General features: G+C 52.5%; 16 protein-coding genes. 6 read left to right on the top strand and 10 right to left on the bottom strand.

Annotated features, from left to right (window positions below; genetic code table 11):
• Nucleotides 1–69 precede the first annotated feature (69 nt).
• Nucleotides 70–534 (top strand): hypothetical protein, encoded by a 465-nt coding sequence (locus JWZ98_RS00795; protein ID WP_205452616.1) that lies wholly within the window; start codon nt 70–72, stop codon nt 532–534.
• Between the two features lie 74 nt (nt 535–608).
• Here the strand turns inward: JWZ98_RS00795 and JWZ98_RS00800 are convergent, their stop codons facing one another.
• Genes JWZ98_RS00800 through rluD form a run of 3 tightly spaced genes read right to left on the bottom strand, consistent with a single transcriptional unit; the run spans nt 609 to nt 3,145 of the window.
• Complete coding sequence (locus JWZ98_RS00800) at nt 609–1,484, bottom strand: ZIP family metal transporter (RefSeq protein ID WP_205452617.1); 876 nt, start codon at nt 1,482–1,484, stop codon at nt 609–611.
• 1 nt (nt 1,485) lies between these two features.
• Entirely contained in the window at nt 1,486–2,211 is a 726-nt protein-coding gene (pgeF, locus tag JWZ98_RS00805; protein WP_205452621.1) for a peptidoglycan editing factor PgeF, read from the bottom strand.
• Nucleotides 2,192–3,145: a 23S rRNA pseudouridine(1911/1915/1917) synthase RluD gene (rluD, locus tag JWZ98_RS00810; protein WP_205452623.1), complete on the bottom strand. Its 954-nt coding sequence runs from the start codon at nt 3,143–3,145 to the stop codon at nt 2,192–2,194. Before rluD ends, pgeF begins: the two co-directional genes overlap by 20 nt.
• A gap of 83 nt (nt 3,146–3,228) precedes the next feature.
• Here rluD and JWZ98_RS00815 point away from each other — a divergent pair, with 83 nt between their 5' ends.
• The 3 genes from JWZ98_RS00815 to JWZ98_RS00825 are packed head-to-tail and all read left to right on the top strand — an operon-like array spanning nt 3,229 to nt 5,910.
• Nucleotides 3,229–4,077 carry an outer membrane protein assembly factor BamD gene (locus JWZ98_RS00815; RefSeq protein ID WP_171697229.1) on the top strand — a complete coding sequence of 283 codons (849 nt, stop codon included), beginning with the start codon at nt 3,229–3,231 and terminating at the stop codon, nt 4,075–4,077.
• Nucleotides 4,078–4,080: 3 nt separating this feature from the next.
• Complete coding sequence (locus JWZ98_RS00820) at nt 4,081–5,301, top strand: hypothetical protein (protein ID WP_205452625.1); 1,221 nt, start codon at nt 4,081–4,083, stop codon at nt 5,299–5,301.
• 54 nt (nt 5,302–5,355) lie between these two features.
• Entirely contained in the window at nt 5,356–5,910 is a 555-nt protein-coding gene (locus JWZ98_RS00825; RefSeq protein WP_205452627.1) for a DUF2058 domain-containing protein, read from the top strand.
• A 73-nt stretch (nt 5,911–5,983) separates the two neighbouring features.
• On the opposite strand, the gene trmB is transcribed toward JWZ98_RS00825, so the two are convergent.
• The 5 genes from trmB to aroG form a co-directional block, all read right to left on the bottom strand.
• Nucleotides 5,984–6,673 (bottom strand): tRNA (guanosine(46)-N7)-methyltransferase TrmB, encoded by a 690-nt coding sequence (trmB, locus tag JWZ98_RS00830; RefSeq protein WP_205452629.1) that lies wholly within the window; start codon nt 6,671–6,673, stop codon nt 5,984–5,986.
• 99 nt (nt 6,674–6,772) lie between these two features.
• Nucleotides 6,773–7,093, bottom strand: a complete 321-nt coding sequence (locus JWZ98_RS00835; RefSeq protein WP_205452631.1) for a hypothetical protein — start codon at nt 7,091–7,093, stop codon at nt 6,773–6,775.
• Between the two features lie 4 nt (nt 7,094–7,097).
• Nucleotides 7,098–7,298 carry a (2Fe-2S)-binding protein gene (locus JWZ98_RS00840; protein WP_205452633.1) on the bottom strand — a complete coding sequence of 67 codons (201 nt, stop codon included), beginning with the start codon at nt 7,296–7,298 and terminating at the stop codon, nt 7,098–7,100.
• Between the two features lie 301 nt (nt 7,299–7,599).
• Nucleotides 7,600–8,577 (bottom strand): sulfur carrier protein ThiS, encoded by a 978-nt coding sequence (thiS, locus tag JWZ98_RS00845; protein WP_205452635.1) that lies wholly within the window; start codon nt 8,575–8,577, stop codon nt 7,600–7,602.
• 3 nt (nt 8,578–8,580) lie between these two features.
• Nucleotides 8,581–9,660 carry a 3-deoxy-7-phosphoheptulonate synthase AroG gene (aroG, locus tag JWZ98_RS00850; protein WP_275899158.1) on the bottom strand — a complete coding sequence of 360 codons (1,080 nt, stop codon included), beginning with the start codon at nt 9,658–9,660 and terminating at the stop codon, nt 8,581–8,583.
• A 106-nt stretch (nt 9,661–9,766) separates the two neighbouring features.
• Between aroG and JWZ98_RS00855 the strand changes: the two genes are divergently transcribed.
• Nucleotides 9,767–10,561: an RMD1 family protein gene (locus JWZ98_RS00855; protein WP_033156832.1), complete on the top strand. Its 795-nt coding sequence runs from the start codon at nt 9,767–9,769 to the stop codon at nt 10,559–10,561.
• Nucleotides 10,562–10,777: 216 nt separating this feature from the next.
• Entirely contained in the window at nt 10,778–11,500 is a 723-nt protein-coding gene (locus JWZ98_RS00860) for a hypothetical protein (RefSeq protein ID WP_033156831.1), read from the top strand.
• Here JWZ98_RS00860 and cobD read toward each other — a convergent pair.
• Nucleotides 11,471–12,490 (bottom strand): threonine-phosphate decarboxylase CobD, encoded by a 1,020-nt coding sequence (gene cobD / locus JWZ98_RS00865; protein WP_205452637.1) that lies wholly within the window; start codon nt 12,488–12,490, stop codon nt 11,471–11,473. The genes JWZ98_RS00860 and cobD overlap by 30 nt on opposite strands.
• The gene (gene cbiB, locus JWZ98_RS00870; protein ID WP_205452639.1) at nt 12,483–13,400 is read right to left on the bottom strand and encodes an adenosylcobinamide-phosphate synthase CbiB; all 918 of its coding nucleotides are present in this window, start codon (nt 13,398–13,400) and stop codon (nt 12,483–12,485) included. Before cbiB ends, cobD begins: the two co-directional genes overlap by 8 nt.
• Nucleotides 13,401–13,484: the final 84 nt, after the last annotated feature.

Below are 13,484 nucleotides of genomic sequence, written 5' to 3' on the forward strand. Positions count from 1 at the left end.
GTAGTGAGCGTTGGCCCAAACCGTATTAACCAGCCTTGGGATACAGCTAAGTACTACCAGAGTGTCTTTATGATATTGATTATTAAAAATATCCCGTCGATTACGCAAGAAAGCGAGTTGGGAGACTTTGTCGCCCCCGCCCTCAGGTTTTGCCTGTTACTTCCCTTCAAGCTTGGCAATATTCTAAAAACCGACATCTTTTGTCTTAAAAATATCAAGACCAATGTACTGTCGTTTCATGGCCGTATTTTTATTGACGATGACAAAGCCGGTAAGCTTGCCATCAAAAAACTGCATGGCAAGCGTTTTAAAAATAAAATCGTCGAAGTCAGAGAATATTTTATTCGTTCGCACAAAAACGACCGACGCTTAAAGCAACAGCCGGTATCGACAGATATACTGGAAAAGCGTAAAGGCGAACGGCGTTGCAATATTAAGCATGAAGGACAAGCCGCCGCTTACACGAATGTATTCGATACCGAGAACATTTATCAAATTAGCCGCCGATTACGAGACGACGCTTACGATTACTAAGCCACGGTGCTGGCAACCTAAGTTTCGCCCGCATGCCGAAGAGATAGCAGAATCGTGACCCTATAAAGTCTGAATCAAACGATACCTGTTTGCTCGACTCTATCCCCGTCAATTTTCCCTTCAAATCGATGCGCTATGCCTTGCATCACCAAAATCAACACCACCCCAGCCAAAATAAAACCAATCTGTTGTAATGAGGTTTTGATGTCGGTCTTCTGATGCAAAGACGGGATTAAATCGGCAACCGCGATATAAATAAAACTGGAAGCCGCCAGGGTTAAAAAGTAGGGCAAGATGTGATGTAGGTCGCCAAGACTGAAATACGCCAAAACGCCGCCAACTACCGTGCTCAAGCTGGCAAGAACATTGTAAAACAAGGCCTCACCGCGCTTGTAGCCACTGTGCAGCAATATCGCGAAGTCGCCGACTTCTTGCGGAATTTCATGCGCGGCCACCGCCAAGCTGGTGACGATACCCAGTTGCACGTCGGTTAAAAACGCTGCGCCGATTAACACGCCATCGACAAAATTATGGATGCTGTCGCCGAGGATAATAAACATCCCGGCGGGGCGGTGGCCGGCCGCTTGGATTGCATGCGTATGGCCGTGTTCGTGGTGATGGTCATCGTGCGATTCTTCGCCGTGGGCTTCGCAAGCGTGAGAATGGCAATGGCGCCAGACCAGGAGTTTTTCCAATACAAAAAACAATAGGATGCCTGCTAAAATCGTAGCCGAGAGTGTGGACATATCCTCGACCGGCACTTCCTCGAATGCGTGTGGGATCAATCCGCAAAACGCGCCGGTCAACAACGCGCCAATTGCAAAACTGATGCCGTGCGGCAGCACATGCTTTTGTTTGTGTTCTGGCAGTAATAAAAACACCGCAGCAGCCAGAACACTAAGCACGCCACCCAGCGCGGTAAACAAGATAATCGACAACAATACAGTCAAATTAGTCTCTCCAGATCAAACTGGCCATGCGGCCAGTATTCGCGCCGTCACGGCGATACGAGTAAAAACGTTGAGGATCGGCGACGGTGCATAGGTCACCGCCGTAAACGTGTTCCACACCCAGTTCCGCCAGTTTAATACGCGCCAGCCGGTAAATATCCGCCAGCCATTTGCCAGGCTGGCCGGCACGAAACGCTACGGACGTAATCGGATTGTCCTTAATAAACGCATCGCGTACCTCGTCACCCACTTCGAAATTATCCGGACCTATCGCCGGCCCCAGCCAAACATGCACATCTTCACAACTCATCGCATACAGGGTTTCGGCGATGATGCCGGCCTGCAAGCCGCGCCAGCCGGCGTGGGCGGCGGCGACCACTTCGCCATCGTCTCCACAGAACAGCACCGGTAGACAATCCGCCGTAAGCACCGCGCATACCGTGCCGGGTTGATCGGCAAAGCTGGCGTCCGCATCCACTAAGCTCTCGGTTTCGTCGGCGTTCACCACGCATGTCCCATGCACTTGTTGCAGCCAGACCGGTTCGGACGGCAGTTGCAGCATGTCCTTGATGATGTAGCGGTTGGTTTTGACGTGCTGCGGGTTGTCATTAACGTGACTGGCCGGATTCAAACTGGCGTAAGGGCCGGTACTAACGCCGCCGCTACGCAAGGTGACGGCGGCATGCACATGTGCTGGCAGCGGCCAATCAGGCTTGATCCAATTCATTTTCGGCCAATAATTTCAACAGATTTTGCATGTCTTCGGGGATGGGTTGTTCCCATTCGCAGTATTCGCCGGTTTCCGGATGCTCCAAACCCAATTTCGCGGCATGCAGGGCTTGGCGCTTAAAATTGCGCAAGGCCTCTGCCAACGCGGGATTACAGTCAGCCGGCATTTGGAAGCGGCCGCCGTAGACTTGATCGCCGACCAGCGGATAATTAATGTGCGACATATGCACTCTAATCTGATGCGTGCGGCCGGTTTCCAGCTTGACGCGAATCAGCGTATGGCGCTTAAAGCGTTGTTCCAGCCGGTAATGGGTAATCGCTTCTTTACCGCCGCGCCGCACTACGGCATTGCGTTTGCGATCCACCGGATGCCGGCCGATTGGTTCGTCGACGGTGCCGCCAGCCGTCATCCAGCCCTTTACCAACGCCAGATATTCACGATGGATGCTGCGTGCTTGGAGTTGCTCGACCAGGCTGTTATGAGCCTGCAAGGTTTTGGCGATCATCAATAAACCGCTGGTATCCTTGTCGATGCGGTGCACTATGCCGGCGCGGGGCAGGGTATCCAGATTGGGGGCGTGATTGAGCAAGGCATTAACTAAGGTGCCATCCCAGTTGCCGACCGCCGGATGCACGACCAAACCGGCCGGTTTGTTAACGATGAGCAAAGAATCGTCTTCATAAATAATGTCTAGCGGGATTTCCTGAGGCGCATATTCGATCACGCGCTCAGCTTCGGCATCCAGCTCGATTTCTTCGCCGCCATCCAATTTCTCGCGGCCTTTCATGATCTCGCCATCCACCAACACCCGCCCGGCTTTGATCCAGGTTTGCAGTTTGCTGCGCGAATAATCCGGAAACACTTCGGCCAGACACTGGTCCAGTCGCATACCCGCCAGTTCCTCGGGAACCCTTGCCGTCAATATCGTCATAGTCGTTTTTAAGTTATACTCGCGGCCAGAATGCCGCCAAAAGCTGCAAAAAACCCGCAATATTACAACGTGTTGATAAACGTATGCGATTAGTTTTAGTAAAAACCGTTTTTATCGCCTGTCTGGCTTGGACGCTGCAAGGCTGCGAGACCCTGGATGCCTTTATGAGCAAGGATTCTTCGGCTAATAATAAAGATGAAGAATACGCCGGCTGGGACGATAAGATGTTTCATGAAAAAGCCAAGGAAGCGCTGGACAATAAAAACTATCAAAAAGCGGTGACTCTTTACGAAGCGCTGGAATCGCGTTATCCGTTCGGCGACTATGCGGCTCAGGCCCAATTAAATGTTGCTTACGCTTACTATAAAAACGACGATCCGGAAGCTGGCTTAGCCGCCGCCGACCGCTTCATTAAAATCCATCCACGCAACCCCAATGTCGATTATGCCTATTATCTAAAAGGCCTGATCAATTACAACCGCGGCATCGGCTTTATAGACCGCTTTCTGCCCACGGACTCTTCGCAACGCGATCCCGGTCCGGCCAAAGATTCTTATGATAATTTCCAGGAATTGATCCGCCGCTATCCCAATAGCCAATATGTTGCCGATGCCAAACTGCGGATGATCGCACTCCGCAACAATATGGCGATGTACGAAGTCCATGTCGCTGACTTTTACATGCGCCGTAAAGCCTATGTCGCCGCTGTTAACCGAGCTAATTATATCATCAAGGAATATCAACGCACCCCGGCGGTGCCGTTTGCCTTGCAAATCATGCAGGACGGTTATCGGCAGTTGGGCATGGACGAGTTGGCCGCCGACGCCGAACGAATCTATACCTTGAATTACCCCGCCGGGGCACCGCAAGCCAATTACAAGGATGAAGGCGCCATTCAAAAAGTGTGGGACGCCATGGGCCTGGATAAATAAAACTTGCGCCGTTTGACCTTGTTGCGGCCTGCTTGCTTAGGCTGGCTGCTGTTAAATGCCGGCTTTGGATACGCAGCCGAGCCGGTACCGCTGTTTCAAAACCGCTTTTTCACGCTGTCGCAAAACACCGAATTGGTTTGCGCCACCAGCCAACAACAATTTACACCCACACCGGTACTGGCGGACATCATCCGCTTTTACGAAACAAACCACCCCGGTTTGCGCAAACAAGCGGTGGCGGTGCTGACCGATCATAAAAACCAGGATCATCTCGACGACTTGGCCGATTACCGCGAAGACTGCGCCAACAACACCGCTGGCGAACTCTGCGTACTGGAAAAATATTGGGACGACCCTGAAGCTGCCTGGCGGGCCTTGGCCTTGTTCTACGACACCAAAACCGTGGTCAAACACAGCGATGACTATCGATATGAAGTGCGACGCTTCAACGTAGATCATCTGCGTTTGTTCGAAAAAGCGATTCGTAAGATCCCGGCCTTTTTAAGACAAAGCATCAGCAAAGCCAAGCCGGTAGATAATCTAGAAGAGGAAATCGCCGACAAGCCCACGGTGATGCAGGAACTGATTCGCGATGCGTTTCAGGAGGACTACAAAAACAGCATCTGGCAGGATCATACTCATCCGTTGACGCTGGTGCCGGGCATAGGCTTTCGCTCGCAGACCGTGGCTCAGGTATTCAGCGGCCAGAATCTGATCGTGTTCACCGTCAAGGCTTTCGACAAGGGCAAGGAAGGCGGCACTTACCGGGACATCGGCGTGCAGTATCTGGTGGACTTTAGGCTGCCTATCGTCGTCCATGAAATTGCCCACACCATCGACAACTTTCATTTTTGGAACGGCCAGGATGACCTGTATTTTTTCTACAAGTACCACAAGATTTCCAACGACGAAGACATCATGAAAATCATCGCCGAGGCTAAGCTGGCGTTGTGGCCGTCGAAATGGTTCGAGGCCTTTGAATATTTGGGCGAAGTCAATGAAGGCCGTTATGACGGCACCACGCAAGAAAAACTGGCCGAGTTAGTGGCGCAATACATCCTGATCCCGGAACGCTTGCAACAAAGCGCGCCGGCCGCCTATCAATGGCTGCGTGAGGATATTTTTCGTGGCATCGAATACCAGGGTTACGACCGTTGCGCGGCGCCCTTGACCAAGCCGCTAAGCTGGTGGCAATACGCTACCGGCAAGATGCTGGGCCAGTAAAGCTTTATACTATGCTGACCTTGAATTTTAATCTCGCTAAACCGTTGTCTAGCCATGAAAAAACCGCAAAACCTATCCCTGCAAGAACAACTGCTTAAATCCGGCCTAAGCAACGACGCCAAGCTCAAGCAAGTCAAAGCCGAGAAGCGTAAACAAACCAAACTGGAACGCAATAACGGCGTCGAGGTTGTCGATGAGGTGAAGCTCAGTGCGGAGCAATTGCGACAGGAACAGGTGGAGCGCGACCGAGAACTGAATCGGCGACGCAAGCTGGCAGAAGAACAAAAGGCCTTGGGCGCGCAAATCAAGCAAATCGTCGACATGAACCATATCGCTCAGGACGTAAACGGCTTGGCTTACAACTTCACCGACGACAACAAAGTCAAAACCCTATACGTGGCTGAAAAAGTGCGGGAGGCCTTGATCAACGGCCGGGCCGGCATCGCCAAAATAGACAGTCATTACGAGATCGTGCCGGCGGAAGTTGCCCGTAAAGTGCAGGCGCGGGATGCGGGTAGTATTGTGGTGTTGAACGAAGCGACGCAAGACGTGGCGGCCGCCGACGATCCTTATGCGGAGTTTCAGATTCCGGACGATTTGATGTGGTGAAGACCGCCGGCTGAGCAGCGCCGGCAATTGCTTCGGCTCCGCTCAGCGACCGGGTTATCGCGTCTTGCCCCGTTTAAACCTTGCGAAAAATCAAATCCCAAACCCCGTGACCCAAACCCAAACCACGGTTTTCGAACTTGGTTAAGGGCCGATAAATAGGCCGCTCGCAGAAATCGTTGCTGGAGCTGCTGTTTTGCAAACCGGTGCCGGCCGACAAAATCCCCAGCATATCTTTGGCGTAATGCTCCCAATCGGTGGCGGCGTGAAAATAGCCGCCGGCCAGCAATTTTTTGTTCAGCAATTCCACGAAACTGGGACGGACGATGCGGCGCTTGTGATGGCGGCGCTTTTGCCAGGGATCGGGGAAGAACAGATGCACACCGGCTAGGCTATGGTCGGCGATTTTTTGTTCCAGAATCTCGATGGCGTCGTGATGATAAATCCGCACGTTGTTAATGCCGCGCAGTTCCAGCAACATCATCAAATGGCCGACGCCGGGCCGATGCACTTCGATACCTAAATAGTTCAAATCCGGATTTGCTGCTGCCATCGCCGCCAGGCTGTCGCCGTTGCCGAAACCGATTTCGACAATCAGCGGCGCTTGGCGTCCGAAGGCTTGCTCGGCATTAAAACCGGCCTGCGGGGATAGGCAATATTTATCCCAATGGCTTTCCAGTGCCAGCTTCTGACCGGCAGTCGCGCGGCCTTGGCGACGGATGAAGCTTTTGATGCGGGCGGGGTCGATTTTTTGGGGTTCGGTCATGGAAAAATTTCTTGCTGGCCTGAATGATAGGATAGTAACGTCAAGATATTATTAGGCGATGGTGATGGACACAAATTGCGGCAGATGCAGCGGGCTTCGTTAAGCGCCACATTGCTCCATCCTAGCCTTTGCGGCCTGACCAAACACCGAATCCGGCTCCTTGTTAATGATTCGTTCTAGTACTGACGAACTGGGTTTTTCCAATAAATTGATTGCTCGGAGCCTGACCGAAGCGTGGTGGGCGTTTAACGCAGCCAGTTCAGTCAGATAGCTGCTAGTATCGCTTAGCAATTTGAAAATGACCTGTTCCGGGTCCTCGGTGAAGAGGTCCCGCACTAGTTTGTCATATCGTTCTTGGCAACGAATCAAGTCGCGGCGATCAATTTTTTTCGGCTTGGTAGGATCGTCACAGCAGGCCATTGTCTTAAGCTTTTTGACCGTACTCGGAGATTCGCTGCTGAAATTCGAATTCGCAGCCACCGCAGCCGGATGCCGCGCCGGTAATGCGGGAGATTCGTTCCGGATCGGTGACGCCCTCGTCAAGTAGTTGTTTGATTTGCTGCTCGGTGGTGCCGCTGCAGTAGCAAAGCACATTGTTCTCATTGTCCAGATGAACGGCGTTCATAATTAAGGCTATTAAATAGCGTATAGAGGAGGGTCCTTTGCAGGGTTTAACTCAACATGTTTGGGTTGAAATCTTGGGTCACGCCCTATCGGTTGTTAACCCAACCTACATTCCGTATTTAAAAGTTACAAAGATAAAAAATCCAATTGAAGTTACTGCAACTATCAGTATTACTTTCTTGTGCAAACTCTCGAATTCCAAATTGGGGATTATAGTTTTTAATAAAAAATAGACCCCAAGAGTAATCGCTAAAATCAGAAGTTTTATTACTAAGCGTTCTGATATTTCCACGGACTCTCCGTTACAAAAACAACCCATCAATCGGCGAAGACGCCGAGGCAAAACGTTTACGCGGCATCCGTCCAGCCAGGAAGGCTTCGCGGCCGGCTTCTATGCCTTTTTTCATCGCCGAGGCCATCAATACCGGGTTTTTCGCAGCGGCTATCGCAGTGTTCATCAACACACCGTCGCAGCCCAGTTCCATGGCGATGGCTGCATCGGAGGCGGTGCCGACGCCGGCATCGACCAAGATAGGTACCTTGGCGTTTTCGACGATGGTCAGAATGTTATACGGGTTACGGATACCCAAGCCGGAACCGATCGGTGCTGCCAGCGGCATCACCGCCACGCAGCCAATTTCTTCCAGGCGCTTGGCGGCAATCGGGTCGTCGTTGGTGTAGACCATCACGTCAAACCCCTCTTTGACCAGCAATTCGGCGGCTATGTAGGTTTGGGCCACATCGGGAAACAAGGTCAGTTGATCGGCCAATACTTCCAATTTGACCAATTTATGACCCCCCAATAACTCGCGCGCCAAACGACAGGTGCGCACCGCATCTTCGGCAGTATAACAGCCGGCGGTGTTGGGCAAAATCGTGTATTTGTCCGGGGAGATCACGTCCAGCAGGCTGGGCTCTCCGGGATTCTGGCCGATATTGGTGCGGCGAATCGCCACGGTGATGATCTCGGCGCCGCTGGCTTCGGTGGCCAGGCGGGTTTCTTCCAGATCCTTGTACTTGCCGCTACCGACCAACAAACGCGAGCGGTATTGTTTGCCGGCCAGCGTGAAATAATCATCCTGTCCGCCACCGATGGCTTGCACGATCTCCAATCTATCGTCAGCTTGCAAGCGTTGGCTGGCGTGCTGGGTAAACGGCAAAATTTCCTTGTTCAATTCCACGGCGATGCGTTTGCCGGTCAAGCCCAAATCGGCAATTACGTCGGCAACGGTGGCGTTTTCGCCATACTCGCGATGATCGCCATTGACCTGTATTTTCATGCGTTAAACCTTGTGTGTTTTGGCGGCACGGCGGCGTTCCACGGCACCGGCCAGATGATGTAACAATTCGGCGCTATCATCCCAACCCAGGCAGGCGTCGGTGATGCTTTGGCCGTAAGTCAGCGGTTTACCTTCTTCGACATCCTGACGGCCGCCCACCAAGTGGCTCTCCACCATTGCGCCGATGATGCGGTTGTCGCCGCCGCGAATTTGGCTGGCCACATCCTCGGACACCAACATTTGCCGCTGGTATTTTTTCAGGCTGTTGGCGTGACTGAAATCAATCATGATGTTTGGGCGTAACCCGGCTTTTTCCAGACCTTCGGCGACTTGATCTACGCTGACTTCGTCATAGTTCGGCCGGCTGTTGCCGCCGCGCAGAATGATGTGGGCATCTTCGTTGCCGCGCGTCGAGAAAATCGCCGAGCGGCCTTCCTTGGTGAGCGACAGGAAGTGATGCGGACTCATTGCGGCATTGATGGCGTCGATGGCGATTTGAATGCCGCCGTCGGTGGCGTTTTTGAAGCCGACCGGGCAAGACAAGCCGGATGCCAACTCGCGATGCACCTGGCTTTCGGTGGTTCTGGCACCGATGGCGCCCCAGGAAATCAAGTCCGAGACGTATTGCGGTGTGATCAAGTCCAGATACTCGGTGGCGGCCGGCACACCAAGATTATTCACATCCAACAATACTTGACGGGCCATCCGTAGGCCTTTGTTGATGTTGAAGCTGGAATTTAAATCCGGATCGTTGATCAAGCCTTTCCAACCTACCGTGGTCCGCGGCTTTTCGAAGTAAACCCGCATCACGATCACCAGGTCGTCTTTCAACTCGTCCATGATCAGTTTCAAGCGCCCGGCGTATTCCACTGCCGCTGCCGGATCGTGGATGGAGCAAGGACCGATAATCACCAGCAATCTGTCGTCGGCACCGGTCAGAATGTTGTGAATCGCTTCCCTGGTATGCAGAATGGTGGCTGCGGCTTGCTCGGTCATCGGGATTTCTTCATGAACCTGAATCGGCGCCACCACATCCTTGGTTTCACAAATTCTTAAATCATCGGTGTTATAGTTAATTGGCATGACACTCAGCAATACGCTTTCAGTAGAGGAATTAATTGGCTATTTTAACCGTTTTGCCTGTCGGTGTTACAAACTAATGCCGAAACCGACCTGAGAAAATACGGACATGACAGACGACAGACCCATTAAACGCTGCTTGACGGTGTGCCTGGCGCAATCGTTCGAATTCGCGCAATTGCGGGAAAAACTGCTGGATACTACCCGCGCGCAACTATTTAGAAACGCTTTGGTGGTCGATTACAAAACCGGCTGCGCGATTGTGTTTGCTTACGGCGTCATGGTGTGCTGGAACCTGAATCTCGACGACCGCCGCGCCTTGCAGGATTTATTGCTGGATTACGCGATCAAACCCGACGCGGAACCGCAGGAAGACAATTTCAGCTATGAAATAGGTTGCGAGCAGGACCGGATTCAGCATGATCATATTGAATTGCAATCTGCCGACTTCAAAGTGCTGTTGGCGCTTTCGCACGCGATGGCGCAATCGATCAAATTAGCGGCGTTCGAAGGCCACGCCATCGACACCATCCGCGCCACCAGCCATTTGCCGCAGTCGCTGGCGCGGGAAGGCAAAATCAAGCTCAATCGCAAAACCATGGCCATGATCCGTGGCCAGTTGTTTCTTACCAAGAGCGACATCATCCTTAATTACGATCTGCTGGATACCCCGGAATTTTTTTGGGAACATCCCGAATACCAGCATATTTATTCAATGGCAGCCAATTACCTGGAAATTCAGCAACGCACCGACGTATTGTCAAAAAAGCTTGAGACGATACACGAGCTGCTGGAAATGCTGGCAGATGAACAAAAACACCAGCATTCCTCGGCCTTGGAGTGGATCATTATCTGGCTGATTGCCGTGGAAATCGTGATGTCGATTTTGGACAAGCTTTTTTAGTTAGCCCAACTCTCAGCGGCCCAATTCGGCACCGGGTTTGCAGCAAGCTAACGCTTGCCCAGCAAAATCAAGGGTTGACGGTATCGACCGGCTGCCGCGATAATCGGTCCAGAGATTGAACTCGCTCACAAAAATATTGGTATCCCCTGCGTCTCCACTTAGTCTTGCTGCTAAGTATAAGAAGTCGCATCACTAAATTTACTTTAAGGACAAACCATGAAAATACTATCTGCCCTATTAGCGACGTTTTTGTATTCAGCTAACGCGACTGCGGCTCTTGAATTTACTTTTTCAGGCGATTTCGTCAATTTCAGCACCGGCAATTTTTCAGGACAAGTAACGGTCGATGCTTTGTCACCGAGCTCCAGCGACGTTTTTCCGGCGTCAGGCAGCGAATCCGCCAGTTTACGTTTGGGCTATTCGCTAAGTGCTCCGCTTTCCATATTAGCTAATGGACAAGCGTTGGCGATCGATAACGACCACGCTGTGCTAAATATCGTCGACAACGCCACCGTCAGCGAAGCTCAGATAAACAGTCAGGGGTTTACCAGTACTCAAGTAATGCCGGGCACTTATGACATCCTGACCCTTCATATGGAATCGGCTAGCAACCAATACGATGACAGTGGTCTTTTGGTATCCGGTGCGGAATTTTCGGTGACAGGTTTTTTTGATCAGCTATTACTGGGCGGGGTAGACCTTGATCCGACTAAACTGCCCAGCCTGTTTGGCTTAGCATTTGCCGATAATTTGAAGTTTTTGGTTTTTGAAGTTAACCGAAAATTAGGTGACAGCGAAGATTTTCGTGGCGCTGGTGTCATTACCGCCAGTGACATTGTCGACACTCACGTGTTTACCCCTGTGCCGCTACCCGGCGCGGCGTGGTTATTTGCAAGCGTTATCGCCGGATTAGGTTTGCGGATGCGCAAACACGCTTAATTGCCTGATATCAGGATGAGTCATTGCCTGGGTCAAGCGTTGCCAGGCTGACTCGTCCTTCGGTAAGCCGAAACGCACACTGGCAGGCTCCTGAAACAAGCGGGTCAGAATACCCTGCCCAGCCAATAGATCGTGCAGCTTAGCTGCCTGCTCGCACTTCACCCATTGAAATAAATCGCATCCACCGCTGGGCGGCCAACCGCTGTCGGTCAATAGCTGCTGTAGTCGTTGCCCCTGCTTCGCTAACGATGCAGCAGCGGCGGATTGCCAGCTTCGATCAGCCAAGGCCAGTGCCGCGACATAACGGCCTGGATGGCTGATAGCCCAGGGCCCAAGCCGCTCAGCAAGTCTCGCCAATAAGTCCGATTGGGCAATCACGAAGCCGCAACGGATGCCGGCCAAACCAAAAAACTTACCGACAGACCGTAATATTATCAAACCCGGCCGCACAGGTAGTGGTGCCAGACTGTATTCGGCGGGCAAACTATCGATAAACGCTTCGTCGATCAACAGCCAGCCGCCGCGCCGGCTGAGACTTTCATGCCAAGTCAATAGCTGTTGCCGGTTCCATAGCCGGCCACTGGGATTATTGGGATTGACCAAAATCAACACATCCAACTCATCCAGCCGTTCGTCTATTGCCTCCGCTTCGACTCTGACAACTTGATGCTCCGCTTTTTGCCAACTGCCGGCATGCTCGGCATAGGCAGGATGCAGAACGCCGACTCGTGATTTTGGTCGTAACAAAGGTAATGATTGAATCGCCGCTTGCGAGCCGGCTACCGCCAACAAGGAGTCGTTTTGATAGTAAGCCCGTGCCACCGCTAATAACTCGTCATCGTCTTCCGGCAGGCGTTGCCAGCATTCGGCAGGAATGGCAGGCACCGGCCAGCCGTTAGGATTGATGCCGGTGGACAAATCCAGCCAGTCGGCCAAAGGAATGGCATATTGGCTTGCGGCTTGCCGCAAGCGGCCGCCATGTTCAAGCAAGGAAGTCTCCCGCGCCGATCACGACCAGCCATAACAGCAGCGTCCGGTACATCAATGCACTGGCGCGTTCAATATCGCCGTTTTCCGGTAGTTGTGGGCCGCCGAACCAGGGTTTTTGTTTTAGTTGGCCGTGATAACAAGCCGGCCCGCCCAGCTGCAGCTGCAGTGCGCCGCCGCCGGCGGTCATCACCGGTCCGGCGTTAGGGCTGTCCAGTAGATGGGCTTGCGTCCGCCAGGACTTGATAGCCTGTGCAGTGTTGCCGAGCAGGGCATAGCTCAAGGCTGTCAAGCGTGCCGGCAGCCAATTCAACACGTCGTCGAAGCGCGCGGCGGCCCAGCCGAAGTATAAATAGCGTTGATTTTTATAGCCCCACATAGCGTCCAGGGTATTACTGAAACGGTAGAGCAAGGCGCCGAACGGCCCCAATACGACGAACCAGAACAAGGGCGCAAACACCGCGTCGGCACCGTTTTCCAGCACCGATTCGATAGTCGCACGGCGCACGTCGGCCTCGGACATCGCTTCGGTTTGACGACTGACGATTTTACCCACCTGTTGCCGCGCTAACGTTAAATCGCTATCCGATAAGGCGGAATGAACGGCCAGCGCATGTTGCTGCAAACTGCGGGCAGCGATGCAAAAATATAAAACCAGTACCTCGACAGCAATTTGCAGCAGCGGCCAACTCGGCAAAAGCAGCAACCATAGCAGGCAAGGCATTAAGACTATCGCCACCGCCAAAAAACCGCTGACGCGCTGGCGAAAAGCGGCTTGCTCGTTGTTTAACAGTCGCATTTCCACAGTGCTCGCCCATTTACCGAACATCACTAATGGATGGTAGGCATTACGCGGCTCGCCCAGCCAAAAATCGATGGCGACGGCCAGCAAAATGCTGATGGTGAGAATCATGATTTACGTTGGATAAACAGGTATTGCAAATCTGGGAGAGCGGAAAGGGGCATATTGGCCAACATATTCATGACCAGCGCGGCG

This window comes from Methylomonas sp. EFPC1 (assembly GCF_016925515.1).
GTDB classification, from domain to species: Bacteria; Pseudomonadota; Gammaproteobacteria; order Methylococcales; family Methylomonadaceae; genus Methylomonas; species Methylomonas defluvii.